At 62.7% G+C, this 26,206-nt stretch carries 27 protein-coding genes; 11 read left to right on the top strand and 16 right to left on the bottom strand.

All coding sequences use genetic code 11. The features are described from left to right. Positions 1-30 precede the first annotated feature (30 nt). Positions 31-1,089: a GNAT family N-acetyltransferase gene (locus HMPREF3162_RS09650; RefSeq protein ID WP_070777677.1), complete on the top strand. Its 1,059-nt coding sequence runs from the start codon at positions 31-33 to the stop codon at positions 1,087-1,089. Here HMPREF3162_RS09650 and HMPREF3162_RS09655 read toward each other — a convergent pair. From HMPREF3162_RS09655 to HMPREF3162_RS09670, 4 genes are all read right to left on the bottom strand, one after another. Further along, complete coding sequence (locus HMPREF3162_RS09655; RefSeq protein ID WP_070573930.1) at positions 1,086-2,756, bottom strand: VanW family protein; 1,671 nt, start codon at positions 2,754-2,756, stop codon at positions 1,086-1,088. The two genes, HMPREF3162_RS09650 and HMPREF3162_RS09655, sit on opposite strands and share 4 nt — an antisense overlap. A gap of 1 nt (position 2,757) precedes the next feature. Continuing rightward, entirely contained in the window at positions 2,758-4,023 is a 1,266-nt protein-coding gene (locus HMPREF3162_RS09660) for a PIG-L family deacetylase (RefSeq protein WP_070573932.1), read from the bottom strand. Then, complete coding sequence (gene typA / locus HMPREF3162_RS09665; RefSeq protein WP_070573934.1) at positions 4,023-5,936, bottom strand: translational GTPase TypA; 1,914 nt, start codon at positions 5,934-5,936, stop codon at positions 4,023-4,025. Before typA ends, HMPREF3162_RS09660 begins: the two co-directional genes overlap by 1 nt. Positions 5,937-6,024: 88 nt before the next feature. Further along, positions 6,025-6,657: an MBL fold metallo-hydrolase gene (locus HMPREF3162_RS09670; RefSeq protein WP_070777678.1), complete on the bottom strand. Its 633-nt coding sequence runs from the start codon at positions 6,655-6,657 to the stop codon at positions 6,025-6,027. A 78-nt stretch (positions 6,658-6,735) separates the two neighbouring features. Between HMPREF3162_RS09670 and HMPREF3162_RS09675 the strand changes: the two genes are divergently transcribed. Together HMPREF3162_RS09675 and HMPREF3162_RS09680 are read left to right on the top strand one after the other, a co-directional pair. Beyond that, the gene (locus HMPREF3162_RS09675; protein ID WP_083304112.1) at positions 6,736-7,065 is read left to right on the top strand and encodes a DMT family transporter; all 330 of its coding nucleotides are present in this window, start codon (positions 6,736-6,738) and stop codon (positions 7,063-7,065) included. Then, positions 7,062-7,439 (top strand): DMT family transporter, encoded by a 378-nt coding sequence (locus HMPREF3162_RS09680; RefSeq protein WP_070573938.1) that lies wholly within the window; start codon positions 7,062-7,064, stop codon positions 7,437-7,439. The genes HMPREF3162_RS09675 and HMPREF3162_RS09680 overlap by 4 nt, the downstream gene beginning before the upstream one ends. Here the strand turns inward: HMPREF3162_RS09680 and HMPREF3162_RS09685 are convergent. Genes HMPREF3162_RS09685 through HMPREF3162_RS09695 form a run of 3 tightly spaced genes read right to left on the bottom strand, consistent with a single transcriptional unit; the run spans position 7,387 to position 9,934 of the window. Further along, positions 7,387-8,460 carry an NADH:flavin oxidoreductase/NADH oxidase gene (locus HMPREF3162_RS09685; protein ID WP_070573940.1) on the bottom strand — a complete coding sequence of 358 codons (1,074 nt, stop codon included), beginning with the start codon at positions 8,458-8,460 and terminating at the stop codon, positions 7,387-7,389. The genes HMPREF3162_RS09680 and HMPREF3162_RS09685 overlap by 53 nt on opposite strands. Positions 8,461-8,466: 6 nt before the next feature. Next, positions 8,467-9,252: an alpha/beta fold hydrolase gene (locus tag HMPREF3162_RS09690; RefSeq protein WP_070573942.1), complete on the bottom strand. Its 786-nt coding sequence runs from the start codon at positions 9,250-9,252 to the stop codon at positions 8,467-8,469. 52 nt (positions 9,253-9,304) lie between these two features. Beyond that, complete coding sequence (locus HMPREF3162_RS09695; protein ID WP_070573944.1) at positions 9,305-9,934, bottom strand: thymidine kinase; 630 nt, start codon at positions 9,932-9,934, stop codon at positions 9,305-9,307. Between the two features lie 145 nt (positions 9,935-10,079). Between HMPREF3162_RS09695 and HMPREF3162_RS09700 the strand changes: the two genes are divergently transcribed. From HMPREF3162_RS09700 to HMPREF3162_RS09725, 6 genes are all read left to right on the top strand, one after another. Continuing rightward, positions 10,080-12,299 carry an NADP-dependent isocitrate dehydrogenase gene (locus tag HMPREF3162_RS09700; RefSeq protein ID WP_070573946.1) on the top strand — a complete coding sequence of 740 codons (2,220 nt, stop codon included), beginning with the start codon at positions 10,080-10,082 and terminating at the stop codon, positions 12,297-12,299. 149 nt (positions 12,300-12,448) lie between these two features. Continuing rightward, a complete protein-coding gene (locus HMPREF3162_RS09705) occupies positions 12,449-12,841 on the top strand; it encodes a LapA family protein (RefSeq protein ID WP_070573948.1) in 393 nt (130 codons plus the stop codon). A 48-nt stretch (positions 12,842-12,889) separates the two neighbouring features. Further along, positions 12,890-13,213: a putative quinol monooxygenase gene (locus tag HMPREF3162_RS09710; protein ID WP_070573950.1), complete on the top strand. Its 324-nt coding sequence runs from the start codon at positions 12,890-12,892 to the stop codon at positions 13,211-13,213. Between the two features lie 328 nt (positions 13,214-13,541). After that, positions 13,542-15,308 carry an N-acetylmuramoyl-L-alanine amidase gene (locus HMPREF3162_RS09715; RefSeq protein ID WP_070777679.1) on the top strand — a complete coding sequence of 589 codons (1,767 nt, stop codon included), beginning with the start codon at positions 13,542-13,544 and terminating at the stop codon, positions 15,306-15,308. 112 nt (positions 15,309-15,420) lie between these two features. Continuing rightward, entirely contained in the window at positions 15,421-16,131 is a 711-nt protein-coding gene (locus tag HMPREF3162_RS09720) for a PIG-L deacetylase family protein (protein WP_070777680.1), read from the top strand. Continuing rightward, positions 16,128-17,042 carry a patatin-like phospholipase family protein gene (locus HMPREF3162_RS09725; RefSeq protein ID WP_083318978.1) on the top strand — a complete coding sequence of 305 codons (915 nt, stop codon included), beginning with the start codon at positions 16,128-16,130 and terminating at the stop codon, positions 17,040-17,042. The genes HMPREF3162_RS09720 and HMPREF3162_RS09725 overlap by 4 nt, the downstream gene beginning before the upstream one ends. Positions 17,043-17,160: 118 nt before the next feature. On the opposite strand, the gene tpx is transcribed toward HMPREF3162_RS09725, so the two are convergent. The 4 genes from tpx to HMPREF3162_RS09745 form a co-directional block, all read right to left on the bottom strand. Further along, positions 17,161-17,658 (bottom strand): thiol peroxidase, encoded by a 498-nt coding sequence (gene tpx, locus HMPREF3162_RS09730; protein ID WP_070777681.1) that lies wholly within the window; start codon positions 17,656-17,658, stop codon positions 17,161-17,163. Positions 17,659-17,715: 57 nt separating this feature from the next. After that, on the bottom strand, positions 17,716-18,156 hold the full coding sequence (locus HMPREF3162_RS09735) for a SufE family protein (RefSeq protein WP_070777682.1): 441 nt from the start codon (positions 18,154-18,156) through the stop codon (positions 17,716-17,718). Then, on the bottom strand, positions 18,153-19,058 hold the full coding sequence (locus tag HMPREF3162_RS09740) for a sulfurtransferase (protein ID WP_070777683.1): 906 nt from the start codon (positions 19,056-19,058) through the stop codon (positions 18,153-18,155). The genes HMPREF3162_RS09735 and HMPREF3162_RS09740 overlap by 4 nt, the downstream gene beginning before the upstream one ends. 83 nt (positions 19,059-19,141) lie before the next feature. After that, positions 19,142-19,942 carry an alpha/beta fold hydrolase gene (locus HMPREF3162_RS09745; RefSeq protein WP_070777684.1) on the bottom strand — a complete coding sequence of 267 codons (801 nt, stop codon included), beginning with the start codon at positions 19,940-19,942 and terminating at the stop codon, positions 19,142-19,144. Positions 19,943-20,037: 95 nt separating this feature from the next. Between HMPREF3162_RS09745 and HMPREF3162_RS09750 the strand changes: the two genes are divergently transcribed. Then, positions 20,038-20,553 carry an adenine phosphoribosyltransferase gene (locus HMPREF3162_RS09750; RefSeq protein ID WP_070777685.1) on the top strand — a complete coding sequence of 172 codons (516 nt, stop codon included), beginning with the start codon at positions 20,038-20,040 and terminating at the stop codon, positions 20,551-20,553. A gap of 166 nt (positions 20,554-20,719) precedes the next feature. Here HMPREF3162_RS09750 and HMPREF3162_RS09755 read toward each other — a convergent pair whose 3' ends face one another. From HMPREF3162_RS09755 to HMPREF3162_RS09770, 4 genes are all read right to left on the bottom strand, one after another. Beyond that, a complete protein-coding gene (locus HMPREF3162_RS09755) occupies positions 20,720-21,241 on the bottom strand; it encodes an O-acetyl-ADP-ribose deacetylase (protein ID WP_070777686.1) in 522 nt (173 codons plus the stop codon). Positions 21,242-21,281: 40 nt separating this feature from the next. Further along, positions 21,282-21,650 (bottom strand): DUF488 domain-containing protein, encoded by a 369-nt coding sequence (locus tag HMPREF3162_RS09760; RefSeq protein ID WP_070777687.1) that lies wholly within the window; start codon positions 21,648-21,650, stop codon positions 21,282-21,284. A 73-nt stretch (positions 21,651-21,723) separates the two neighbouring features. Beyond that, positions 21,724-23,730: a BCCT family transporter gene (locus tag HMPREF3162_RS09765; RefSeq protein WP_070777688.1), complete on the bottom strand. Its 2,007-nt coding sequence runs from the start codon at positions 23,728-23,730 to the stop codon at positions 21,724-21,726. Between the two features lie 127 nt (positions 23,731-23,857). Continuing rightward, positions 23,858-24,115, bottom strand: coding sequence for a hypothetical protein (locus HMPREF3162_RS09770; RefSeq protein WP_070777689.1), 258 nt, complete (start codon positions 24,113-24,115; stop codon positions 23,858-23,860). Between the two features lie 92 nt (positions 24,116-24,207). Between HMPREF3162_RS09770 and HMPREF3162_RS09775 the strand changes: the two genes are divergently transcribed. Then, positions 24,208-25,185: a potassium channel beta subunit family protein gene (locus HMPREF3162_RS09775; RefSeq protein WP_256282708.1), complete on the top strand. Its 978-nt coding sequence runs from the start codon at positions 24,208-24,210 to the stop codon at positions 25,183-25,185. 77 nt (positions 25,186-25,262) lie between these two features. Here the strand turns inward: HMPREF3162_RS09775 and HMPREF3162_RS09780 are convergent, their stop codons facing one another. Continuing rightward, entirely contained in the window at positions 25,263-26,108 is an 846-nt protein-coding gene (locus HMPREF3162_RS09780; protein ID WP_070777691.1) for a poly(ethylene terephthalate) hydrolase family protein, read from the bottom strand. Positions 26,109-26,206 lie beyond the last annotated feature (98 nt).

The raw sequence follows: 26,206 nt of genomic DNA on the forward strand, positions 1-26,206 counted from the left end.
CAGTCTCGGTCGCCATCGGAGGTCAGAAGAGTGTTCGAACCGCAGCCGGGCATGCGCGTGGTCATCCGCTACAGCGACGGCGGACAGCTGACAGACGCTCTCGGGAGTGTTCTCGCCGCAGATGCTGACTCCGTGACGGTCGACTCCAAGCGCGGCCCCGTGCGGATTGATCGGTCCTCAATTGAGCTCGCCCACGAAATCCCACCGGCGCCTCAGCGCCCCGGCCCTGTCCACTCCACGGTGTCGACAGCGGATCTGCGCCGCATTTCAGCGCAGGTGTGGCTGCCGGGTGAAACCGTGTGGCTCAACCGGGACGCGGTTGCCGAAGAGCTCAGCTCTGATGAGGGTGCGCAGTCGGCAGTGGAGTCCGGGTGGCTTCTGCGCGCCGCTCCCGGGGCCGATGCGCGGGCGAACTCCGCCCTCGTGCTCACCGACCCTCAGTTCCCCGCGGAAGAGGCCCTGGGGGCCGTTCAGAAGTGGTACGCCGACCGAGACCTTCACCCTGCCCTGCAGATCTTCTCAGCTGGAGCACAAGGCGAACTCGACTCCGCCTCGGCCCAGGTGTCCCAGCTGCTGCGACCGGCAGGTTTCACCCCCAGCGACACCTGGATCACGATGACAGCTCCGGCCCGCGAAGCCGCTGGTGCCGCCCAGCCGCCGCAGGGGCTCGAGATCGTGCAGTCCGACAGGGCCCACGCGGTGCACTTGTCAGCGTGGGGTCATGACGACACCGAGGACATGCGCGCGCTTGTCCACAGTGCACCGCAGGTGATTATTCTCTCAGCCGTCGCAGTGCACCCTGATGGGTCGAAGTCGCTTGTGGGTGCTGTGCGGCTGGCTGTTGCCAGCAAGTGGGGCTGGTTGGACAATCTGGTTGTCAATCCGCAGCTTCGCCGCCGCGGTGCCGGGAGGGCCCTCGTGCAGGCTGCCGCCCGCTTGGCTGCGGTTCAGGGCATTCGGTCTCTCGGCTGCGATGTTCCCGCGGCAAACGAAGATGCGACGGCGCTGCTGTCCAGTTTGGGCTTTGCGGAGCACCACCGCTTCTGGTTCGCAGTGCAGAACGACGCGGCGCAGAACCAGGGAGCCTAGTCGCACTCAATCCGATTGACCGGCGAGTACACGGTCGTGAACTGATCCTTGCTCACTTTGCCGGTCTCAATGTTCTTCATCGTGCGATAGATCGTGATCGACCAGCCGCCCCTGGGCGATTGCGGTTTGCAGCTCGGCCCGGACTTCTTCACGGTGGACGGACTCGTGTGGGCAAAGCGGCCCGATTTTCCGGCTTCGACTTCGAGAGTCTTCTCACCCTTGATTTCAGCATTGACCTTGCCGTCGGACACCGACATGTGAAGCACGACTGGTTTGTCCGAGGTGTTGGTGAAGGCCATGTCGATCGAATGCCAGTCGAGCGTGGCTTCGCGACCCTCCGGGTAGCGCGAAATATAGCGCGAGTGGGCTTTGTGCTCGTCCAGCTGCATACCGGAGAAGAACGCGGCGTTGAACAGCGTCGTCGACACCTGCGAAACGCCGCCGCCGTAGTCGTCTTTCATCTCTCCACCCGAGATCACACCGGCTTTGCGATAGCCGTTGGCGGCGGTGCGCTTCCCGAGTGCTTTGTTGAGGCTGAACTGCTCACCCGGCTGAACAACGGTGCCGTCGACCTTTCCGGACGCGACTTTGAGGTTCGTGTCTCGACCCGCCTGTGACGAGTACGGGGTGGAGAACTTGCCGATCGTCTCCATCTTCATGTTCTTGGCATCGTCTGTCGTAAATGACGCCTTCTTCGCAGTCAGGGGAACCTCGGCCCTGCGGTCGTCAGCTGACAGGGCGGCGTCGACGGCTTTCTGCACATCAGCGTCCTTTGCCGAAATCCCGTCCTTCGAAGGCACCACCGACATCTTGCCGTCGGAGAACTCAAAGCTGGCGTTCTGGGCTTCTTCGCCCACACCGTCGTTTTCCTCAAACAGCGCTGTCTTCAGCGCCTTGCCGTCGAGTTCCAGAGCGAGTTCGGAGTCTCTGGGAACAAAGGAAGCCGCCTGGGCAATTGCCTTGGGTGAGAGCTTGAGTTCTTCACCGGACTTTTCGCCGGCTGCCTCCAAGATCACCGGGGATGCGACGGCCGGTTCGGCAATATCCGTTTTTGCCCGCTGTGCTTCAGCATCGGTGATGTCGGGCTCAACGGCCTCCGCCTCCGCGCTCAGGGGTTTACCGTCCTGTGCGGGCCACTGGGTCTCAACGGCATCGACAATGTCCGCTGCTGTGACCTCGCGCCCGTTTTTGCCCTCGGTGATTTCCGGCTTGTCCCCGGAGAAGGCCAGCTCGGCGTTCTTCGGAGTCACGCTGAGGTCTTCAGCCAAAGATTCCGCCGTCGTGTCGAGCGCCTGGCTGTCGACCTCAATGGCCAGTGATTTGTGGTTTGGCCTTCCGGTCAGGCCGCGAAAGATGTCAACTGGGTTGAACCGGGCGCCGGTGAGCGCATCGACCGTGTTTTCGGCCGAATAGTCCAGCGAAACATCAGCCGGTGAGAACTCGGCCTCCGTGCCCTCCCCCGCACTGAGCAGGACGGGTGCTTCAGAACGCTCCGCAAGCCCTTCGTCGAGAGCCTTCACGGCTTCCTCGCGGCTCATCGAGCCGATATCGATTCCAGCCACGTGAGTTCCGGCGGGAACAGCCCGGCCCGTCCAAAAAGCCAAAGCCACATAGCCGATGACAACAACCGCGGCAGCCGTCAGGGTGGCCCGCAGAGCTTTTGACATATCAGAGCTTTCGGTTTGTGCGCAGACTCGGCAGGGTGAATGACAAGACGGCGGCGATGATCATGGGTCCGAAAAGCCAGGCCACGGATCGCAGAGTCCCAGTGACCAGGACACTGCCGCCGGGAAGCAGGGCCGGCTGTGAGCCGATGAACGCCGTCAGGCTCATGGTCACCGCGCTGAGCACGAGTGCCGCAGTTGAGCGGTTGGCTTCGGCGACGTACCACAGCACGCAGCCGGCCAGAGCCAGTGCCAAAAGCAGTCCCCACGGCACAATGACCGCCTGTCCGGCAAGATCGAACAGGGACGCTCCCAGATGCTGAAATGTGCCGAGAGCACCGGCGATGAACCCGAGGAAGACACTTGAGAACACCATCGCTGCAGGAGTGGGCGGCTCTGGGTGGTCATCCTCAACCAGGAACTCGAGGATGTCGGCACCGGATGCACCGCGGGGGGCTGTGAAGTATTCGGTGTCCAGCAGCACGGTGCCGATGTTGTTCGACAGGGCGTAGAAATCCCCGGCAACCTGCAGCTGAGTGGCGTGGGCTGCCATCGCGCGGGCTTTGCGGGCGCGCTGAGCGCTGATGTCCTGGCTGAGAACAACAGGGTCTTCGGCCGGGATCGTGGGGACTTTTTGGGCGGCTTCGAAGCCGGTGAGGTCGAAGCCGGGACGGTCCACGTTGAACATCTGGTCGACGGCATCCTGGGGTGTGTCGACGTAGATGATCCGCGCCCGATGTTTGCGTTTGAGCTTCGACATCGCGCGCAGTGTTGCTTCGTGCACGCGCACGTGGTCCGGATGGCCGTATCCCCCGCCTGCCGGGTAGGTCACGACGAGGCGCGGCCGACGGTCTTCGATGACTGCTGCAATATATGCGGCGACGTCATCGACTTTCGCTGCGCACAGCGATTCGGGCGGGGTGTCCGCTGGCACCTGCGCATGGCCGTCAGGACCCCATTCCATTCCCGAGTCCTCAAAGCGGCGTTCTGGCAGCTGACCGGCCCCGCCGGTGGGAGTGCCGAGAAACGCCCAGTCGTCCACGCCGAGGACTCTCATCGCATCGGCAAGCTCGCCCTCCCTGTGGGCGGCCAGCGCTTCGCGGCGGCCTTCCAGGGTGCTTGACAGCGGACCGATGACCTCACCGCCCTCCCCGCGGGTGGCGGTGAGGACCGTGAGGGGCACCTGAGCTTCGCGCAGTCTGGCAATGGTGCCGCCGGTGAGGATAGATTCGTCGTCCGGATGGGCGTGGACGAAGAGGACTCCGTCCATCAGGAATCCCGGCGACGGCGGGCGTTGGCCGCCTTGCGCCGCTCAGCCTGGTCGAGGATGACCTTCCGCAGGCGAATGGCGCCGGGAGTCACTTCGACGCATTCGTCTTCCGCGGCGAATTCAAGGGACTCTTCGAGCGTGAGTCTGCGCGAGGGGGCCAGGTGTTCGAAGCTGTCGGCGCTGGCTGCGCGCATATTCGTGAGCTTCTTTTCCTTGGTGATGTTGACGTCCATGTCTTCGTTGCGGCTGTTCTCGCCGACGATCTGGCCCTCGTAGACCTCCGAGGTGGGTTCGACAATGAACGAACCGCGCTCCTGCAGGGCGATCATGGCGTACGGGGTTGCCGCACCCGCGCGGTCGGCGACGAGCGAACCGGTGTTGCGGAACTCGATTTCACCGGCCCACGGCATGTAGCCGGCGCTGATGGAGTTGGCAATGCCCGCACCGTGGGTTTCGGTGAGGAACCGCGTGCGGAAGCCGATGAGACCGCGTGCCGGGACCCGGAACTCGATGCGGACCCAGCCGGTGCCGTGGTTTGTCATCGACTCCATCTGGCCCTTGCGGCTGGCCAGCAGCTGGGTGACCGCCCCGAGGTTCTCTTCGGGCACATCGACCGTGAGCAGCTCGACGGGTTCGTGCAGGGTGCCGTCGATCGTCTTGGTGACGACCTGCGGTTTGCCGACGGTCAGTTCGAAGCCTTCGCGGCGCATCTGCTCGACCAGCACGGCCAGGGCGAGTTCGCCTCGGCCCTGGACTTCCCAAGCGTCGGGGCGCTCGGTGGGCAGCACCTTGAGGCTGACGTTGCCGACCAGTTCCTGGTCGAGGCGGTCCTTGACCATGCGGGCGGTGACCTTGGTGTTCTTTTCGCGGCCGGCCATGGGCGAGGTGTTGGTGCCGACTGTCATGGAGATCGCCGGATCGTCGATGTGGATGGGCGGCAGCGGGCGCGGATCGTCAAGGTCGGTGATGGTGTCGCCGATCATGACGTCTGGGATGCCCGCGATTGCGAAGATGTCACCGGCTCCGCCTTCTTCGACTGGCACGCGCTCCAGACCGCGGGTTTCCAGCAGTTCGGTGATTTTGACCTGTTTGAGGTCGCCTTCCTTGTTGATCCAGCCGACCTGGGCGCCCTTGCGCAGCACGCCGCCGTAGATCTTCACGAGTGCCAGACGACCCAGGAACGGCGATGCGTCGAGGTTCGTCACGTGGGCCTGCAGCACGCCGTCGTCGGTGACGGTCGGGGCTGGAATGTTCTCCATGATGGCCGCAAAGAGCGGTTCGAGGTCGGTGCCTGCTGGCACTTCGCCGTCTGCGGGCTGTTCGGCCGAGGCGATTCCAGCGCGGGCTGAGGCGAAGATGGTGGGCACGTCGAGAACGGCGTCGACATCGATGTCGGGGTCTTCTTCGGAAAGGTCGCTGGCCAGTCCCAGCAGGAGGTCCTGGGCTTCTTCAACAACACCGTCAATGCGGGCATCCCCGCGGTCGGTCTTGTTGATCAGCAGGATCACCGGGAGTTTGGCCGCAAGGGCCTTGCGCAGCACAAAGCGGGTCTGCGGCAGCGGACCTTCCGAAGCATCGACCAGGAGCACAACCCCGTCGACCATTGACAGGCCGCGTTCGACTTCACCTCCGAAGTCGGCGTGGCCGGGGGTGTCGATCACGTTGATGGTGACGGGCTCACCGGGTGCTGACGGGCCGTTGTAGATGATCGAGGTGTTCTTCGCCAGGATCGTGATGCCCTTTTCACGTTCCAGGTCGCCGGAGTCCATCACGCGGTCCTGGACCTCGCCGTGGTCCCCGAACGCGCCGCCCTGTTTGAGCATCGCGTTGACCAGCGTGGTCTTTCCGTGGTCGACGTGCGCCACGATCGCTACGTTGCGGAGGTTGTTTTTGCGTGATGTCTCAGCTGCCATCAATTCACTTTCTTCTCAGAAGATCCGGGCGCACTGCGTGGGCCCAACCCCTAATTATAAGGCTGTGCCCGGCGCATTCGGGCGGTGTTCACCAGCCGCGCTCCTGCCACTCATCCAGATGTGGTCGCTCCGCGCCGATTGTGGTCGGCGCACCGTGGCCCGGCAGCACTGCCGTGTTGTCGGGCAGCGCGTCGAAGATCCTAGAGCGCAGGTCGGCCATGAGGCTCGCAAAGTCCTCGGCGGACCAGGTTTTGCCGGGCCCGCCGGGAAACAGAGAGTCCCCGGAAATGAGCACGGTGTCCTCGCCGTCGCGGATGATGAGCGCAATAGAACCGGGTGTGTGCCCGCGCAGGTGGGCGATTTCAATGGCAACGTCGCCGACGGTGATGATGTCTCCGTGGTGCAGGCGCTCGGTGATGACGACGCCCGTTTCTTCCTCAATGGCCGCCGCGTCGTATTCTCCTGCCGCGGATTCGGCGCCGGTGGCTGCGAGCGCGTCGCGCAGAGCGCGGATGTGGTCCCAGTGGCGATGTGTTGTGAGCACGCGCTCCACGGGCTCATCCCCTATGAACTGCCTGATGGCGGGCCAGTCGTCCGCCGCGTCGACCAGCAGACGGGCTCCGCTGTCGCGGTCGGTGACCATGTAGACGTTGTTCTCCATATCCGAAACCGCAGTCCAGCGGATCTCGAGCGAAGGGGTGTTGATCGTGTTTTCGGTCATCTCAGCCTCCCTGACGCACCGGGAAAGGCCCGATGCTGCTGTTATCGTTGAGTCCCAGTCCATCACAGAGAGGGTGTCGTGTTCGAGTCTTCTGCTGTTGCGTGGGCAGTGCTGCTGATATCCGGCGCGTTCGAAGCCATGTGGGCTGCGGCTATGGGTGAATCGTCGTGGTCAATGCGCAAGCGGATCATTGTGTTCAGCATCGGCACGATTGTGTCGATGGGCGGCCTCTACGCGGGCCTGATGGTGATTCCCGTCGGTGCAGGCTACGCCGCGTGGGTTGGGGTCGGCGCAGTCGCCGCTCTTGTCTATTCGGCTCTGCGCGGTCGCGAACAGCTCACACTGAAGCGGCTTTTCTTCGTTTTTGTCCTCATTGCCGGAATCGTGGGCCTGGGGGTGTTCTCGTGAACCGCTTTGCACCCAACACCCGTGCCGGAGCGTGGATTGTTCTGCTGGTCTCCGGAGCGTGTGAGGCCCTGTGGGCACACGCCCTGAGCAGCGGACTGCGAAGCTTCGGCTGGATTCTGCTGTTCTATGCGGGACTTCTGGTGTCTCTGACGGGTCTGCGCTTGGCAATGCGGATCATCCCGATGGGTACCGCCTATGCCATGTGGACGGGGATCGGCGCGGCAACAACCGCCGTGTGGGCGGCTGCTGCCGGTGAGCCGTTTCCCCTGCTCAAGATCGCAAGTCTGGTCCTTGTGGTGATCGGTGTTGCCGGTCTGGAGCTCACCAGCGGCCACGCACGTACTGTGGCGGATACGGAATCCCCCGAGGACTGAGCCCGAGTTCGCAGGCTGCGCGCAGCGGCCACGACGGTTCGCGCAGCGCCGCCCGCCCGATGAGAACGGCGTCTGCCTGGCCCGTGGCAAGTATGGTATGCGCCTGTGCTGGGTCGGTGATGAGGCCGACCGCCGCCGTCGGCACTCCGGCCTGGCGGATTCTCTGCGCAAAGCCGATCTGATAGCCCGGCCCTGCGGGGATGTCAGCCGGAGTGTTCCCACCCCCGGACACGTCGATGAGATCGCACCCCTCTTCGTGCAGAACGCGCGAAAGTTCAACAGCCTCGTCAATCCCGAAACCGCCGTCGACCCATTCCTCAGCGGAGATGCGCACGAGCACGGGAAAGTCTTCCGGCACCCGAGCACGCACCGCGGCCAGCACGTCGCGCAGCAGCTTCCACCGGCCGGTGCCTGAACCGTATTCGTCGTCGCGGTCATTCGACAGCGGGCTGAGGAAGGAATGGATCAGGTAGCCGTGTGCGCCGTGGATTTCGACGGTGTCGAATCCGGCAGCGACGGCTCTTTCGGCGGCCGCACCAAAAGCTTCGACGACGTCCCTGATGTCTTCGGCACTCATGGCAGTCGGTTCGGCAAGCCCCGGGTAGGCGAGGTCACTGGGTCCAAGTGTCGGCCATCCTCCGGCTTCCTTGGACACCGTCCCCTTTTCTTCCCCGGGGAACGGCCGGTGCGTGCTCGCCTTCCGACCGGCGTGCGCCAGCTGAATCCCAATGGCCGCTCCCTGAGCGTGAGCGAAGTCGACAATGGGCTTCCACGCCTGGGCCTGTTCGTCGTTCCAGATGCCTGCGTCCTGCGGTGAGATCCGTCCTTCGGGAACAACGGCGGAAGCCTCGGTGATGATGAGGCCGAAGCCGCCTGCGGCACGCGCGCCGAGGTGCATCAGATGCCACTGACCCGGCACTCCGTCGCGGTTTTCGCACGAGTACTGGCACATGGGTGGCAGCCACACGCGGTTGCGCACGGTGAGTCCGCGCAGGGTCATGGGACTGAACAGCTGTGTCATGGGTCCTCACAGGTGGGTGCGGAAGAACTTGCCCAGGTGTTCGGCGGCGAGTTCGGGGTGTTCGATCATGAACACGTGTCCGGCATCGGGAATGGTGACATGCGTGCCGTTCTGCGCCGTCTCAGCCAACTGCACCATGGACTCCGGTGTGTTGACGACGTCCTGGGCTGCCGATATCCACAGCGTGGGCACCGCAATGTCGGCGGTGCGCTCGGAGAGGTCGTAGTCGGCGAGCGCCTCACAGCACGCGATGTAGGCCTCAGCCGGTGTTGTCAGAAGCTGGTGGGCGGCCATGTGGCCCGCGGCGATGTCGTCATCGAGGAAGCCTGCCGCAAACCACAGGTCGAGTGTGTCCGGCACGGACGGGGCGATGCCGTCTTTGCGCACGCCTGCGATCCTGTCGTGCCAGTCCTGCGGCTGACCGAACTTCGCCGCGGTTGCCACGGGAGCTGCCGCGCGCACCCGGTCGGAGTGATTGAGCGCCAGTTCCTGCGCTACCCCACCGGAGATCGAACAGCCTGCGTAGCCGAAGGAGTCGGCACCGAGTTCGTCGGCAACCGCAACGACGCCTCGGGCCATGGAGGCAACTGACACCGGCTCTTCAGCAGAGAAGTCCCGTCCAGCATCGGCGCCGTGACCGGGCAGTTCCGTGAGAACCACCCGGAAGTCATCGGCAAGCCGTGCTGCGACAGATGCCCACACGGAAGCGTGTGTGCCCAGGGGCGGGCCGAAGATGAGCAGCGGGAGGTCTTCTGATTCGGGGTTGAGAACGGAGTAGGTCAGTGTAGTCATATCAGCTCCAACGGTGAGTGTTCGTTATTTCTTCCTGCGAAGCACACGGCGGTCAGCCGAATGATCCGCCTGATTTCTCCAGATAGCACTGCGGGCAGAGCGACTCATAGGTGACATCAGCCCCCTCGATCGCCACCTGCGAACCGGCGAAGACGAAATCGCCGTCGGCCTTGCGCCCGTTGAACATGGCCTTCTTTCCGCACCGACAGATGGTTTTGAGCTCTTCGAGGGTGTGGGCGATCTCCAACAGCCTGCGCGAACCTGGGAACGCCTGCGTGCGGAAGTCTGTGCGCAGGCCGTAGCACATGACAGGAACGTTTTGGCCCACCGCGATTCGCATGAGGCCCTCAACCTGTTCAGCGGTGAGGAATTGGGCTTCGTCCACCAGAAGGCAGGAAACCGGCTGCACCGGCTGGTCGACGTGGGTGATGAGGGCGGAGGGATCGGCGTACTCGGCGGCTTCGCGGAAAACGGTCTCGACATCGTCGTCTTCGCGCACGAGGATGTCGACGGTGCGACAGACTCCCAGACGCGAAATGATCTTGTCCGCACCCTTTGTGTCGACGTGCGGCTTGGCCAGCAGAATCCGCTGTCCTCGCTCTTCGTAGTTGAACGCAGCCTGCAGGAGTGCTGTCGACTTTCCGGAGTTCATCGCTCCGTGCCGAAAATACAGTTTGGCCACCCTGTCCGTCCTTCCTTCGCGAACGGCAACAGGATACCGGCACCGGCAGCGGCGCCCAGCTGATGCGAGGGCCGCCGGAGGGCGAACCCGCGGATAGATAGAATGGCCCCCGTCAATCCCATAGCGAGTTGGAGTGATCCTCTTAATGGCTAAGATCATCTACACCCGCACCGACGAAGCGCCTCTGCTTGCAACGTATTCGCTCAAGCCGATCGTTGAAGCCTTCGCGCACACCGCCGGTGTCGAGGTCGAAACACGCGACATCTCACTGGCCGGTCGAATCCTGGCACAGTTTGGCGATGTCCTCCCCGAAGACCAGCAGCACCCCGACTCCCTGGCCGAGCTCGGCGAACTGGCCAAGAAGCCTGAAGCCAACATCATCAAGCTGCCCAACATCTCCGCATCCGTTCCGCAGCTGAAGGCGGCTATTGCCGAACTGCAGAGCCAGGGCTACGACCTTCCCGAATTCCCAGAAGAGCCGAAGACCGAACAAGAGCGCGACATCCGCGAACGCTACGGACGTGCCCTCGGTTCGGCCGTCAACCCGGTCCTGCGCGAAGGCAACTCCGACCGACGGGCACCGCAGGCTGTGAAGAACTTCGCCAAGGCCCACCCGCACCGGATGGGCGAATGGACGAAGGACTCCGGCACCCGCGTGGCAACCATGTCCGCTGACGACTTCCGCTCGAACGAACAGTCTGTCGTCATGGAAGCCGACGACACCCTGCAGATCCGCCTGCGCGGCGAAGACGGCGAAACCACTGTTCTCAAGGACGGCCTGAAGGTCCTCAAGGACGAAGTCGTCGACTCGACTTTCATGAACGTCCGCGCCCTGGAGAAGTTCCTCAAGGAGCAGATCGCCCAGGCCAAGAAGGACGGCGTTCTGTTCTCCGTCCACCTCAAGGCCACCATGATGAAGGTGTCCGACCCCGAACTGTTCGGCCACGTTGTCCGCGCGTTCTTCCCGGAGGTCTACGAAAAGTACGGTGAAGAGCTCACCGCCGCAGGCCTCACCCCGGACTACGGCCTGGCAGCCCTGCTCAACGGGCTTGACGCTCTCGACCCCGAAGTTGCTCAGGGTGTCAAGGCCGAAATCGACGCGGGCTTCGAAAACGGCCCCGCACTGGCCATGGTCGACTCCTCGCGCGGCATCACAAACCTGCACGTGCCCTCGGATGTCATCGTGGACGCTTCCATGCCCGCAATGATCCGCGACGGCGGCAAGATGTGGGGCGCTGACGACGGTCAGCACGACACCCTGGCTGTCATCCCCGACTCCAGCTACGCCGGGGTCTTCCAGGCCACCATTGAGGACTGCAAGGCCAACGGCACGCTCGATCCCGCCACTATGGGCACCGTGCCGAATGTCGGCCTCATGGCGCAGAAAGCCGAAGAGTACGGCAGCCATGACAAGACGTTCATCCTCGACCGCCCCGGCACGGTTGAAGTCGTCAACGCCGCGGGCGATGTCCTCATGTCCCACGAAGTCCAGACCGGCGACATCTGGCGCGCATGCCAGACGAAGGACATTCCGATTCGCGACTGGGTCAAGCTCGCTGTGACCCGCGCTCGTCTGTCGGACACCCCTGCCGTGTTCTGGCTCGATGAGAACCGGGCACACGACCGCAACCTCATCGAGAAGGTCAACACCTACCTCAAGGATCACGACACCTCGGGCCTGGACATCCAGATCATGAGCCCCGTGGATGCCGCCAAGCACTCCCTGGCCCGCATCCGCAACGGCCAGGACACCATTTCGGTGACCGGCAACGTGCTGCGTGACTACAACACCGATCTCTTCCCGATCCTCGAACTGGGCACATCGGCGAAGATGCTCTCGGTGGTTCCGCTGCTTGCCGGCGGTGGGCTGTTTGAGACCGGTGCTGGCGGATCGGCGCCCAAGCACGTCCAGCAGGTGCAGCAGGAAAACCACCTGCGCTGGGATTCGCTCGGCGAGTTCTTCGCCATTGCCGAGTCCTTCCGCCACTTCCTGCACTCGCAGGACAACCAGCGTGCCGGTGTTCTCGCAGACACCCTGGACCGGGCAACGGAGACGTTCCTCAACGAGAACCGCTCGCCTTCGCGCAAGGTCGGCGAAATCGACAACCGCGGCAGCCACTTCTACCTGACCCTGTACTGGGCAGAAGAGCTGGCCAAGCAGACTGACGACGCCGAGCTCGCCAAGGCACTGGCTCCCATTGCCGAAGCGCTGCGCGAAAAGGAAGGCGTCATCACCGAGGAGCTGCTGGCTGTTCAGGGCCAGCCGGTCGACCTCAACGGCTATTACAACCCTGCTGACGAAACGCTGAGCACACTCATGCGCCCGTCGCAGACGTTCAACGCGATTATCGACGAGCTGGGCTGAGCGTCGATCTGACAGACAACAGCTGAGGGCCGGAAGTTCACCGCTTCCGGCCCTCAGCGCTGTGTGCACAGTGACAAACCCGATGCCCCGACAAGCTGACCTGCGCGGGCGCGGATGAAAGAATGGGTGCAGAGAGAAAGGACGTCCCCATGACTCAGCCCAACGGCGATCACTCCCCCGTTCCTGAAAGCAGCTCCCCCGAAACCGTCGAACAGGCAGCTGAAACTGCACCCCAGCAGGCCCAGACACCGGCACAGTCCCAGGCCCAGACACCGCCGCCTGCTGTGAAGGCTTCCGGCGGACTGTCAGCGGGCATTTGGGCTTCGCTCATCATCGGCGCCCTCATTCTGGTGCTTCTGCTCATCTTCATCATTCAGAACAACGAGCCGACCCAGTTCTACTACTTCGGCTGGGAGTTCACCCTGCCGCTGGGCGTATCCATTCTGCTTGCCGCAATTGCGGGCATCGTCATCGCCGGCATCTTCGGCACAGTCCGCATGTTCATCCTCGGCCGGCAGATCAAACGCGCCAACAAGCGCTGATACGGCAGGCCCACCGAGGATCTGCCACACCCTGAGAAAGGACAGGATATGTACTTCATCGTCGTCAAATTCCGTGTCAAAGACGAGTTCGTGGCCGACTGGCCCAACATCGCCCGCGAATTCACGGAGGCCACGCGCGCAGAGCCGGGCAACCTGTGGTTCGACTGGTCCAAGAGCCTGGAGCGCGATGATGAATACGTGCTCGTCGAGGGCTTTGCCGATGACGAAGCCGCCAGCACTCACGTCAATTCGGAGCACTTCAAGAAGATGCAGCAGGACTTCCCGCAGCACCTGAAGGAAACCCCGCTCATCGTGTCCCGCAAGGTCGAAGGCAGCGACTGGGACCGCATGGGCGAAATCTCGGTCGACTGACCCTTTAGGGCACACGCAGTCGATGCGTACAGACGGGGACCGCGGAACCTTCCGCGGTCCCCGTTTCTGCTGGTGCCCTAGTCTTCCGAGCTTTCCTCGCCCAAGCTGAAGCTCACTTCGGACTCTGCCCGCACCTCGGCTGTCCTCTCAAGGGTGCGTGCAACAGTGCACGTCTTCCCGTGGGCGTGGGCGAGGGCCCGTTCGACAGTGCGCGCAGCGCGGCACGGGCTAGGACTCTTTTGCAAAACGCCCACAACAATACGCCGACAGCGGCTTATCAGCCCGTACAGTGAGAAAAACCTTTGTCTTCCCCATGAAAAGGACTCACATGCGACACCTACCGGCAACACTCGGCGCCATTGGGCTCGCCGTTGCGGTAGCCGTGCCCGCTGCCGCGGCGCCGAGCGCCGGCAGCAGCTCCGAACCGGCACCGCAGGAGACCCCCGCCAGCACTCCGCAGGAAAAGGACAGCGACGGGCAGGATCCCAAGGTCGAAACCGTCAAACAGAAAGTTGACGACGGCACATCGGCCCTCATCAGCGCAACCGGCAAGGGCAATGAAAACTCCGTTGTCATCTTCGGTGCCACATGGTCATCAGCCGCTGACCCCACCATCGAGTACCGCTCGAAAGTCACCAACAGCCTCAAATGGTCGATGTGGCAGGAACTCGAGGCCGACCCTGACGAAGGCCCCGACGACGGCTCGAACGAGGCCAACACCCCCGGCACGGGAGCCGTCAGCGCTGCCTACAACGAAAAGATCGAAGTGCGCACCAAGGGCGCACCCGTCACCGTGACCGTCACGACCACCCCGATCACGGACGCCGACCGCACCATGTTCGGCGGCGTCAACGACGAAGGCACATTCTCCTCCCCCGACCTCAACGAACCCGCATCGTCCGCGCCGGAAGCCGACTCCACCTCGGCAGCCGGCAGCGGCCCCATCGCCGGCGGCAAACTCAACGCCAAGAAAGCCGCATCCATCGGCGGCTTCAAGTACTTCTCGCGCAAGCAGTGGGGTGCGCGGAAGGCTCGCTGCTCGACTTCGACGACCAACCGCAACACCGCGACGATCATCCACCACACGGAAGGCTCGAACAGCTACTCCAAGGAGCAGGTTCCGGGCATCCTCCGCGGTATCCAGTCCTACCACCAGGGCAGCCGTCACTGGTGCGACATCGGCTACAACATGCTCGTTGACAAGTACGGCAACATCTACGAGGGTCGCCCCAAGCTCGACAAAGCCGCCATCGGTGCCCACGCATCGAGCGTCAACCGCGGCACGTTCGGCATTTCGGTGATCGGCTCCTACAAGAAGAAGGCGCCTGAGGCAGCAATCAACTCGGTTGCCCGCATCGTCGCCTGGCAGTCCTCGAAGTGGAACTGGAAGATCGACTCCAAGGTCACCCTGACCTCGGCAGGCGGCGCCACCCGCAAGTACCCCAAGGGTGCGAAGATGACCGTGCAGCGCGTATCCAGCCACAGGGACATCGGCAACACCGACTGCCCCGGCGACGGTCTGTACAGCCAGCTGGGTGACATCCGCAAGAAGGCCATCGGCTTCCAGAAGGGCAAGCCTCCGGCACCGGCTGAAAAGCCCAAGAGCCCCATCCAGAAGTTCCACGAGGCCAACAAGTCCAAGACCGGCAAGCCCACGGGCAAGGAGCACGGCGGTCTGCCCGGCGGCGGCGCGTACCGAGCCTTTGAAAAGGGCGCGGTGCACCACTCACCGAAGACCGGCACCCACTTCACCCGGTTCGGCTCCGGCATCCAGAAGGCATGGGCTGCGCAGGCCTTTGAACGCGGCGCGCTGGGCTACCCGACCGGCGAAGAATCCTGCACCATCAAGGACGGCGGCTGCTACCAGGCGTTCCAGAACGGCTCAATCCACTGGTCGCCGAAGGTCGGTGCGCGCAAGCTCATGTACAACTCCGGTATCCGCAAGGAATGGGCCAAGCAGGGCTTTGAACGCGGCAAACTCGGCTACCCCACAACCGAAGAGTTCACGTGGGGCAAGTACAAGCGCGTCAACTTCGAAGGCGGCTACCTCACCTGGAAGAAGGGTGAAGGAGTAAAGCAGCACAACAAGAAGTGATCGTATAAAGCCTGTGGGGCGGCAGTTCTCTGCGAACTGCCGCCCCACTTGCCTGCGGTGGCTTGGCTGAGCATCTGCGGCCGACGCCGAGGCGGAGGTTAGAGTGGTTGATATGACTGAGCTTGCGAAGCTGGACACCGAAGGCGTTCAACGGGTGCTCGCGGTTGTGGCCCACCCGGACGACATGGAGTACGGAGCATCGGCAGCAGTTGCCAAGTGGGCGGCAGAGGGAATCGCAATTCACTATCTGCTGCTGACCGCCGGAGAAGCCGGCATCGCCTCCATCGAACCAGACCGGACCGCAGCCCTTCGCGCGGAAGAACAGCAGGCGGCCTGTGACATCGTCGGAGCTGCGTCACTGGAAATCCTTGGCTTCCCGGACGGACTGCTGGAACCCGACCACAGCGTGCGCAAGGCCATTGTCCGCAAGATCCGCGAAGTACGGCCGCAGATGGCGATCTCACTGACGTGGGAACTCGAAGTCGGCTTCGGCATCAACCACGTCGACCACCGTGCCTGCGGTATGGCACTCATGGACGCCATTCGTGACGCCGACAACCCGTGGATCTTCCAGGACCTGGGTCTTAAGCGCTGGAAGGTCGAACGGGCCCTATTCTGTGCAGCAACAAAGCCCACGCACTATGTCGATGTGTCCGGCGAACCTCTGCAGAAGGGCATCGCCTCACTGGCAGCCCACGAACAGTATCTTGCAGCGCTGCCCGACCACCCCACCCCAGAAGAGATCAACCGGGGTGTGACAGAGGAAGCCGGCAGGCGCCTCGGGATTGAGGCCGCTCTGCCAGTCCGTGAGGTGCGGCTGTGACAGCTGTTCCGTGGCAGCCGGAGTCCGAGCCGAGCGTCACCGACACCGCACTCGTGTTTGAGGGCGGAGGCATGCGGGCTGCCTTTTCTGCCGGCATTGCCATCACACTCATTCGGGCCGGCATTGACTTCCCGCACACCTTCGGGGTCAGTGCGGGCACTTCGACGACGGCAAACCTGGTGTCGCGCGACATCGATCGCGCCAGGCGCAGCTTCGTGGAGTTCTCCACCGACCCGCAGTTCGGGTCGCTGAAGACTTTTGCGCGCGGGCAAGGGCTGTTCAACGCCGAATACATCTACCAGAACACCGCCCTGCCCGATCAGGCCCTGCCGCTTGACTGGGACACCTTCTGCGCGCACCCCTCAGAAGTGTCCGTTGTGGCGTTCAATGCCGAAGACGGCACGACCGTCGAATGGCGGCGTGCTGACTTCCCCACGATGGACGACTACCTGCTGCGAGTGCGAGCATCATCAACCATGCCGATCGTCATGCCCGTCACAGACGTAGACGGCACCCTCTACGTTGACGGTGCTCTTGGTGACGGCGGCGGAATCGCTCTGCCGGCCATGCTTGATGCGGGTTTTGACCGGGGCGTATTCGTGCTGACCCAAGAACGGCGGTATCGGAAATCCCCCGCGCGGTTCAAACACAGCACCCGGCAGATCTTCCGTCGGCTGCCCGCGGTCCCCGCGGCAATGGAAACCCGCGCGGCACGCTACAACAGCATCCGCGAACAGCTGTTCGACCTCGAAGCAGAAGGCAGAGCCTTCATCATCGAACCGGACATCATGCGCATCGGCAACTCCACCCGGAACCTTTCACAGCTGGCTGCCGCACACCGACACGGACTGTTCATCGGCCGGCGCGAACTTCCAAGGCTGCGGGAATTCCTGGGGCTGCCCTACGAATGAGCGTCGCTTCAGCTGCGCGCTGTCAGTTTGAGACGGCTGCCCACTGACGACAGCAGAAGGGCCGGCGGGGTTTCCTCCCGCCGGCCCTTCCAATCAGCTGAGTGCTGACCAGTGAGCTTTACTTGAGCGCGCCCAGTGCCGCCTCGTAATCCGGTTCCTGACCGATTTCGGGAACCTGCTCGGTGTAGACGACCGAACCGTCAGCGTCCACAACGACAACCGCGCGCGACAGAAGACCCTCCAGCGGGCCTGCCGTCATCGTGACGCCGTAGTCCTCACCAAAAGACGAGCGGAAGGCTGACCCGCTTACAACATTGTCGATGCCCTCTGCCGCACAGAAGCGCTCCTGCGCAAACGGAAGGTCCTTCGAAACGTTGAGAACAACCGTGTTGTCACGGCCGCCGGCCTTTTCGTTGAATGCACGGACGCTTGCCTGGCACACACCGGTGTCAATGCTCGGGAAGATGTTGAGGACAATCTGCTTGCCCGCAAAATCTGTCAGCGCGACGTCAGAAAGATCCGTTCCCACAAGTGTGAACACAGGAGCTTTCGCGCCCTTCTCGGGAAGCGTTCCGACGGTGGTGATAGGATTGCCCTGGAAAGTGATGTCTGCCATGAGAATTCCTTTCGTAGATTGGCCGATCCTGCGGTGCTCAGACCACCGGACGGGAGGTCATTGCTCGGCCTTTTCACGAACCTGCCGCTGAATGCGGGCGAGCATCCCCGACATTCCGTTCAGCCGAAGCGGACTGACCTGCTTTTCAATATTGAGCTTAAGCGGGAAATCTGCGGGAACGTCGAGGACTGTCTGCACGGTCGATCCGTTGAGCCCTTCATTGAGGATGCCCGCAAAGCCGCGCGTGGTCGGAGCTTCTGGCGGTGCCGAAAAGAACAGGTGCACAGTGCTGTCCGGCTGGGTGCCGTCAACCTCCACCCGGATGAAGATCGGCGACTGGCACTCCGGAACCGGCTCGAGAAGCTTCGGGTCGTCCTTCAGCCGCTGCGGAAGGTCCGGCAGTTCGTCGCTGAATTCCAGCAGCAGCTCCAGCCGCTGGCTTTCCTCCATAGCGCCGAAGTCGTCGGCGATTTCCTGCAGTGCCTGCGGGATGGTCACTTCTGCAGAGCCTCTCCCGGCTGGTCTCCCTGAACAATGGGCACGCGCATAGCGTTGCCCCATTCGGTCCAGGAGCCGTCGTAGTTCTTCACGTTTTCAAAGCCCAGCAGGTAGGACAGGACAAACCAGGTATGGCTGGAGCGTTCGCCGATCCGGCAGTAAGCGTAGGCCACATCGGTCTTGCCCAATCCGAGATCGTCAATGTAGATCTTGCGCAGTTCCTCAGCCGATTTGAACGTGCCGTCCTCGTTTGCCGCGGTTGCCCACGGAACGGAGTGCGCGGTCGGAATATGTCCTCCGCGCAGAGCGCCCTCTTCCGGGTAGTCCGGCATGTGGGTGCGCTCACCGGTGTATTCCTGCGGGCTGCGCACGTCGATCAGCGGGATCTGGCCGATGGCTTCCAGCACCTCTGGCAGGAGAGCACGGATGGGTGCGTCGTTGCGCTCCACAACCGGGTAATCGGAGCGTTCACGCTGCGGCTTCTCTCGCGTCATTTCGCGGCCTTCGGCCTCCCACTTGGCACGACCGCCGTCCATGAGCCGCACATCGGCGTGGCCGAACAGCTTGAACACCCACATGGCGTATGCGGCCCACCAGTTGGACTTATCGCCGTAGACGACGATCGTGTCGTCGCGGCTGATGCCCTTGGAGCTCATCATTTCGGCGAATTCGGGCCCCTGCACGTAGTCGCGAATCACCTGGTCGTTCAGTTCGGTGTGCCAATCGATCTTGACGGCGCCGGGAATGTGTCCGCTTTCGTAGAGCAGGACGTCTTCGTCAGATTCGACGATGACAACTCCGGGAATGTTGAGGTTCTCTGCCACCCACGCGGTGGAGACAAGCGCTTCCGGGTGCGCGTAGTCGGCGAACTTCGGGTCGGTCGTGTCGGGTGAAGCGTTCACTGGGCCTCCGTACGGCTTAGACAATAGGTCATTGTTTTCTAGCCTAATAGACATATGTGCCGTCGAAGCAATTGAGGACGACCTCAGCTGTCGGCGGTCTGCCCAAGGAAACCGCGAAGCACCGCCAGGAATTCCTCCGGCTTTTCTGAATGCACCCAGTGGCCGGCGTCTTTGACCATGACTTTCTGTGCTCGCGGGAAGAGGGCCCGCATCGGCTGATCGTGTTCATTGCGGATGTACTTCGACTTCGCGCCGCCCATCCACAGGACGGGACCGTCGTAGGTTTCGCCGGCGAAATCGGGGAACGCGTTGATGTCGCTGACCGCGCTGTTGAGCATGGCTACGTTCGCCTGAAACTCAAAGCCGCTGTCTGTCCGGCGCAGATTCTGTAGCAGAAAACCGCGGACAGTGGAGTCAGACACACCGGCTTCTTCGAGTTCAGAATCGGCTTGGCCGCGGCTTTTAAGCGCGGCGAGGTCGAGGCCGGCCAGTGCGCTCAGCAGCGGCACAAAGTTGGAGTCCTCCGAACTGACCGGCGACATGTCTTCGACAATCAGCGACTTAAACAGCTGCGGTTTGCGCAAGGCGGCGACCATTGCCGTCTTCGCTCCCATCGAATGTCCCAGCAGCACCACTGATTCTTCACCGGTTTCGGGAAGCACCGTGGTTTCTATGAACTCGATGACGGCTTGGGCCATGTCCTCGTAGTTGAAATCCTCGGTCCACGGCGAGCTGCCGTGATTGGGCAGATCCGCCAGGAAGCAGCGGTACTGATCTTCAAGCGCCTTGGCGGCGGTGAGAAAGTTGCGTCCGCGGCCCATCAGGCCGTGGAGGAAGACGACTGCCGGTCCGGTCGTGCCGTAGGCGGTGTAGGACAACTGCATGGGGCCTCCCTAAACTGATCCGGTGTTTGATCTTAGTCGGCCGCAGCCGCTCCGCGGGCGAGGTGCCGGTGGGCCCCGCCGCTAGACTACGGGGCGTGACTGATGATCTTTCTCGCTTGAGCTCGTTTATTCGCGTCATTCCGGACTACCCGTCCGAGGACATCCAGTTCCAGGACATTACGCCGCTGCTGGCTGATGCCTGGGCGCTGCGCAGGGCGGCCGAACTCATGGTTGAGCCGTTTGCCGGACAGTTCGATGTTGTAGCAGGAATCGAGGCGCGCGGATTCATCTTCGCCGGTGTCGCAGCCGCCTTGACGGGCACGGGCTTTGTGCCGCTGCGCAAAGCCGGCAAACTGCCGATCGCCGCTGCGCGGGTTGACTACGACCTCGAATACGGTTCGGCGGCAATCGAAGCAAGCGACCAACTGGCCCCCGGAGTGCGGGTGCTGCTCATCGACGACATCCTCGCCACCGGCGGAACGCTCGCCGCGGGCCTGGAGCTCATCAGCACGCTGGGAGCACAGACAGTCGGAACGTCCGTCCTGCTGGAGCTGCAGGATCTTGAGGGCCATAGGCGAGTCCCGAACGTGCATTCGCTGTTCGCTGTGTGACCGTCGGTGCGGACCCCCTCGGTGCTGCCCGCCCTCTCGAAGCCAGGTTTGCGCTTTAGTGCAGATTCACGCGCTGATGCAGCGCATTAAAGCGCAAACCAGCACTACAGCGTGAACCTGCAGTGCGACAGCGCGCTGCCCAGAGCGTCGAACTGCAGTCGGTGCGTCAAGAATCGAGTTGAGCGCGGAAAGCGCGTTCAGCTTTCTCCCCGAAGGGCACCAACACAACCCGACTCACGGTGTCCCCGACCTCGTCAGCCATACTCTTGACGGTTTCGACCGCAATGCGGGCGGCATCGTCCATGGGCCAGCCGTACACACCGGCGGAGATGGCCGGAAACGCAACACTGTGCGCACCAATCCGCTTGGCTTCGCGCAGCGATTCGCGGTAAGCAGACGCCAGTGTCGCCGAACGGTCTTCTTTCTTCGCGTACACCGGACCGACGGTGTGGATCACCCAGGATGCGGAAAGCTCTCCCCCGGTTGTTGCGGCAGCCTGGCCCGCAGGCAGCCCATCGGGGTACGACTGCTCGCGCAGCTGTTTGCACTCGGCCAGAATCGCGGGCCCTCCCGCGCGGTGAATTGCACCGTCAACGCCTCCACCGCCCATGAGCGTGGAGTTTGCCGCGTTGACGATCGCGTCGACTTTCTGCTCAGTGATATCGCCCGGTTCAATGATCAGTTCCATGCCTATCGCTCCTCTGTGCGGTCGAAAACGGCTGACCGTTTCAGGCGCTGTCCTGCAGCCACTGGGCAAGTACGGGCACGTGGGAGTGCTCAACGTCTTTGGCGGCTGTCAGCAGGGTGACGTGGGCGCTGTGGGAAAGCCGCTCGGCAAGGGCTGCGGCTTCGCTGTTCTCATCGAGCTCCGCCCGGTACCGGCTTTGGAATTCCTGCCAGCGGCCTTCGCGGTCGTCGTGGAACCACGACCGCAGCTGGCTGCTGGGGGCAGCGTCTTTGGCCCACTCGTCGATGTTGAGGTCTTCTTTCTTGATGCCTCGGGGCCACATGCGATCCACGAGGACACGGGTGCCCTTTGTCTCGGACTCTTCTCCGTAGGTCCGCCGGAAGGTCCACTTCGAACTGAGCTCAGCCATTGCGGCTCCTTTCACTGTGCTTTTCTGATTCCCAGTGCCTCGCTACACCCCGGGTGAGGCGAGCGGACACGGCTCAGCGCTTGTTCATGCGCTTGGCGCGCTTGCGTGCTTCCTTCTCCAGTTTGGCGCGTTCGCGGCGCTGTTCCTTTGTCATGGAGTCAAGCTGTCCGTGCGGGTCGAGGTATTCGCCGGTTTCGTAGTCGTATGGCACCGGATTGCCCTCGGAATCGGTGCGCTGGTACCAGTCGGTGGCTTCTGACGATGTCGAATCGAACCCGTACCCGGCGGAGTACTCCGAGTTCGGTTCGGTCTGCACAACTTTGACGGCAAAGTTATCGCCGTAGTTCTCCAGCCCGTAGCGCACGGCGCTGTCGAGGATTTTGCGCTGGTAGTTCTGCCGGTACGTGCGCGGGTCGCTGCGCAGTGCCTTCCACAGTCCAACGCACATGAGCACGATGATCACCGAGAACGGAAGCGCTGTGATGACGATGAGGTTCTGCAGGCCGGTCAGAGCGTCGTCTCCGCCGGTCAGCAAGATCACGATGGCGATTCCCGCCATGCACAGCGACCAGAACACGGTCACACCGCGGCGTGGGAAGGGATTGCCCTTCTGCGCAAGCTGCGAGTTGACCAGCGATGCTGAATCAGCGGTTGTGATGAAGAAAATCGCCAGCATGAACATGAGCAGCGGCGCCACAATCTGCCCGCCGGGCAGGTGGTCGAGGACAATGAAGATGGTCTCTTCCGGTGCGGGCATTTCACCGGTTCCGCCGGTGACTGCGCCCGCAGTGTGTTCAAGGTAGATCGCGGTGCCGCCCAGGATGGTGAATGCGAGCACGATGATCGACGATGGGATGAGCAGCACGCCCATGACGAACTGGCGGATGGTGCGACCACGGGAGATCTTCGCGGTGAAGATGCCGACGAACGGCGACCAGCTGACCCACCACGCCCAGTAGAAGATCGTCCAGTTGGTCAGGAACTCTTCCGTGTCGTCGCCTTCGGACATGTTGCGTGCCAGCATTGTCGGCAGTTCGCCCACGTAGTCGATGACAACACCCGGTACGACGTTGAGCAGGAACGCAGTGGGACCGACGATGAGGAAGAAGAACGCCAGGCCCACCGACAGCCACATATTGGTGTTCGACAGCAGGCGAATGCCCTTCGAAACACCGGATACTGCGGATATGATGGTGCCGATTGTCAGCACCATGATGATGAGAATGGCGATCGTGTTGCCGGTCGTGTTCCAGCCGGTGACAACCTCTGCGCCGCGGGCGATCTGCAGTGCGCCGATGCCCAGCGAGGCGGCGGTTCCGAACAGGGTCGCGATGATAGCCAGACCGTCGATGATCCTCGAACCCAGCGAGTTCGAGTCACCCGTGATGAAGCTGAGGATGGACGACATAAGCGGCACACGGCCGCGACGGAACGAGAAGTAGGCAACAGCCAGGCCGACAATCGCGTAGATGGCCCACGCGTTGAGGCCCCAGTGCAGCGCTGTCTGCACGAGACCGCCGACGATCGCGGGGTCGGTGCCGCCTTCATATGCGTTCGGCCGCGGCTGAAGGTAATGCAGCAGCGGTTCATAGGGGCCGAAGAAGATCAGCGCAATGCCGATTCCTGCCGCAAACAGCATGGCCGCCCACGAACCGGTGGAGAATTCGGGCTTTTCGCCGTCGAGCCCAAGGGGAATGCGGCCGGCTCGGCTGAAGGCCAGCACCAACAGGAAGACGAGCAGACCGGCTGCGATCACCGTGAATATCCAGCCGAGGTTCTGCATAGTCCAGGTGAGCATGGTGCCGGAGATGCTCTTCACAGCTTCTGGCTGAACAATGCCCCAGGCCACGAAGGAAATGATCAGCGCACCGACAACCACAAGAATCGGCTTGTCAATGCCGTAGCGAACGCGCTGATCTTCGATGGACACGCCGGGTACCAGGGCGGGGTGAACCCCGTGCGGATATTTTGGCGGTTGGAAGATCTTCTTGCCCGCACGCAGGGTCTTATCGAGCTTGCTGTGGGGCTTTTCCGGCGGAGTGTCCTCTGCTTTCGAAGGCGTCTGTGGTTTGTCGTTCATAGTTTTCTACCTTAGGAAACCGCAGAACTATTGCAAGGACACCGTTTTTCGGAGGGGAAAGCAGAACAGAAGCACGAGGCGGAAGTCGCCTTCCGCCTCGTGCCTTGGGGTTGTTCGCTGAGCTGAGTCAGACAGCTGCCGCCCTCTGGCGGGCCCGGTTGTAGTTGAGGAGGCCGCGCACCCAGGGGGCGTAGTCTTCGCGCGGGACTTTTTCGGAAAAGACGTCCGTTTGTGCGTCGTAGGCGAAGTTGTCGTTGAGAACAGCCAGTCGAATGAACTCTTCGCAGGCGCTTTCGGGAATGCCGAATTCCTCGGCGAACTGCTCGCGGCTGAACGCAGCGGGTGCGGTTTCTGTGAACGGGCGGATGTTTACATCTGTCTTCATCACCCTTCTATTCAAGCAAACGCCGCGCGCAGCTCCCAGGCGACCCCACAGCGCGGCTGACATTCTGCCCGGTGCGCACCTAGGCTGGGCGTATGAGTGATAGCACGCAGATGAAGTACAACCGCCTGGGCCGTGCGGGCCTCAAAGTGAGCGAACTGTCGTTCGGTTCGTGGGTCACATTCGGCGATTCCATCGACACCGGTCTTGCCAAAGAGTGCATGCAGACAGCTGCCGAGGCGGGTGTGAACTTCTTCGACAACGCCGAGGTCTATGCCGGTGGGAAGTCCGAAGAGATCATGGGCCGGGCTATTGAAGAGCTCGGCTGGAAGCGCAGTTCCTATGTCATTTCGACCAAGCTGTTCTGGGGCATTGAGGACAACGTCAATCTCAAGAACACCCTCAACCGCAAGTATCTGATGCAGGGCATTGACGGCTCGCTTGAGCGCTTGGGGCTTGACTTCGTCGACCTTGTCTTCTGCCACCGTCCAGACCCGGAGACGACCCTGGAGGAAACGGTGTGGGCGATGAGCGACATCGTCTCCAGCGGCAAGGCTCTCTACTGGGGAACCTCCGAATGGTCTGCCGAGGAGATCCGCGGCGCCTACGAAATCGCAGAGCGCCACCACCTGCACAAGCCCTACATGGAACAGCCGCAGTACAACCTGCTCAACCGCACCCGCGTGGAAGACGAGTACGCGCGCCTCTATGACGACATCGGGCTGGGTCTGACCACGTGGAGCCCGCTTGCAGGCGGCATCCTCACAGGCAAGTACCTCGACGGCGTTCCCGAAGGTTCACGTGCGACGGCACAAGGCCACAGCCATTTGGCCGAAGAGTCCGCAAAGCGGGAAACTGCTGACCGGGTGCGCCGCGTTGTCGACATGGCCCGCGACCTCGATGTCACACCGGCGCAGCTGTCATTGGCCTGGCTGCTCAAGAACCCGCGTGTTTCGACGGTCATCACGGGAGCAAGCTCCGTCGACCAGGTCACGGACAATATGGGTGCACTCGCGGCCAAGGAGCGCCTTGACGACAGCGCCAAAGCTCAGCTGGACGAGATCTTCAGCTGAATCCGTAAGGCAGAGTGCTCTGCAAGGCGGGGCGCTCTGCACGGACAGTGCCGAAGCATCCGGCTGCCCGGCAGGCTTTACGCACCCGGTGCAGGGTCGATCTGCCAGCGGGTCAGCGGCTCTGCTTCGGCCGTCAGGGCTGGCCGGTAGGCGGCTTCACCCGCGGCGTGCACTTTGATGAACGCCGTGATGCGCGACAGAATGCGCGGGTCGTTGATGATTCCGCTGTCGTGTCGGCCGGCAATCCGGGTGAGCATCGCGCGCTGCCGCGACTTCTTCATGCTGGTGTAGATGGGCCGGGCGTGTTCGCTCATGGGTGCGACCGTGTCGTTGCTGCCGCCGACAATGAGCACCGGCGCTGTGACCTTGCTGAAGCCGCGCTTGGCCCACGGGTTGAGGGCGACGACCGCGGAGACGCTTTCGCGCTCCGCGGCGATCAAGGATCCTCCCCCGCCCATGGAATAGCCGACGAAGGCGGTTTTCGCGGGGTCGATGACGCTTGCCCATTCACCGCGGCCGCGTGCGTCGTCGAGTGCGCTGAGGATCTGTTCGGCTCGGTTTTCCGGAAACGCCTTCGGTTCGATTGAACCGGCGGCAAGAACCGCACAGCCGTGGGTGGCAAGCCGTTTGCCGATGATGTGCATTTCCTCCGCCCTGCCCGTATAGCCGGGGAAGGTCACGACCACGGGGCAGCGGTTCTGCGGTTCTCGGGGCCAGAAAAGGGTGGCAGCGCCGTAGCCGGGTGTCCTGACCAGGCGCGACTGGAGGAGTTTGTGGGGTCCGGGAACGCGCACATCAGCGGCGGAAGCACTGACCGCACCGAACTGTCCCGGCTGTGTGCGGGCAGCGGGCATGACTGTCAGTGCGGCGGCTGCGAGGCTGCCGAGTGCAAATGATCGTCTGCTGACGAACCTGCCGGACATGGCACTCCTGGAATGTGGGGAAGACCCATTCAATGTAACGCCCGCCTGCTCGTTTTCGGCTGAAGTGCCGACCGGGCGTGTTGGTCTGCCCGGCTGTC

It is taken from the genome of Brevibacterium sp. HMSC07C04, from assembly GCF_001815905.1.
In the GTDB taxonomy this organism is placed as follows: domain Bacteria; phylum Actinomycetota; class Actinomycetes; order Actinomycetales; family Brevibacteriaceae; genus Brevibacterium.

Coding starts and splice junctions, on each gene's coding strand:
- HMPREF3162_RS09780 (WP_070777691.1), bottom strand. CDS start 26,108: ATGTCCGGCAGGTTCGTCAGCAGACGATCATTTGCACTCGGCAGCCTC.
- HMPREF3162_RS09745 (WP_070777684.1), bottom strand. CDS start 19,942: ATGCAGTTGTCCTACACCGCCTACGGCACGACCGGACCGGCAGTCGTC.
- HMPREF3162_RS09690 (WP_070573942.1), bottom strand. CDS start 9,252: ATGACTACACTGACCTACTCCGTTCTCAACCCCGAATCAGAAGACCTC.
- HMPREF3162_RS09775 (WP_256282708.1), top strand. CDS start 24,208: ATGAGTGATAGCACGCAGATGAAGTACAACCGCCTGGGCCGTGCGGGC.
- HMPREF3162_RS09760 (WP_070777687.1), bottom strand. CDS start 21,650: ATGGCTGAGCTCAGTTCGAAGTGGACCTTCCGGCGGACCTACGGAGAA.
- HMPREF3162_RS09655 (WP_070573930.1), bottom strand. CDS start 2,756: ATGTCAAAAGCTCTGCGGGCCACCCTGACGGCTGCCGCGGTTGTTGTC.
- HMPREF3162_RS09700 (WP_070573946.1), top strand. CDS start 10,080: ATGGCTAAGATCATCTACACCCGCACCGACGAAGCGCCTCTGCTTGCA.
- typA (WP_070573934.1), bottom strand. CDS start 5,936: ATGGCAGCTGAGACATCACGCAAAAACAACCTCCGCAACGTAGCGATC.
- HMPREF3162_RS09755 (WP_070777686.1), bottom strand. CDS start 21,241: ATGGAACTGATCATTGAACCGGGCGATATCACTGAGCAGAAAGTCGAC.
- HMPREF3162_RS09670 (WP_070777678.1), bottom strand. CDS start 6,657: ATGACCGAAAACACGATCAACACCCCTTCGCTCGAGATCCGCTGGACT.
- HMPREF3162_RS09715 (WP_070777679.1), top strand. CDS start 13,542: ATGCGACACCTACCGGCAACACTCGGCGCCATTGGGCTCGCCGTTGCG.
- HMPREF3162_RS09685 (WP_070573940.1), bottom strand. CDS start 8,460: ATGACACAGCTGTTCAGTCCCATGACCCTGCGCGGACTCACCGTGCGC.
- HMPREF3162_RS09770 (WP_070777689.1), bottom strand. CDS start 24,115: ATGAAGACAGATGTAAACATCCGCCCGTTCACAGAAACCGCACCCGCT.
- HMPREF3162_RS09705 (WP_070573948.1), top strand. CDS start 12,449: ATGACTCAGCCCAACGGCGATCACTCCCCCGTTCCTGAAAGCAGCTCC.
- HMPREF3162_RS09720 (WP_070777680.1), top strand. CDS start 15,421: ATGACTGAGCTTGCGAAGCTGGACACCGAAGGCGTTCAACGGGTGCTC.
- tpx (WP_070777681.1), bottom strand. CDS start 17,658: ATGGCAGACATCACTTTCCAGGGCAATCCTATCACCACCGTCGGAACG.
- HMPREF3162_RS09710 (WP_070573950.1), top strand. CDS start 12,890: ATGTACTTCATCGTCGTCAAATTCCGTGTCAAAGACGAGTTCGTGGCC.
- HMPREF3162_RS09765 (WP_070777688.1), bottom strand. CDS start 23,730: ATGAACGACAAACCACAGACGCCTTCGAAAGCAGAGGACACTCCGCCG.
- HMPREF3162_RS09660 (WP_070573932.1), bottom strand. CDS start 4,023: ATGGACGGAGTCCTCTTCGTCCACGCCCATCCGGACGACGAATCTATC.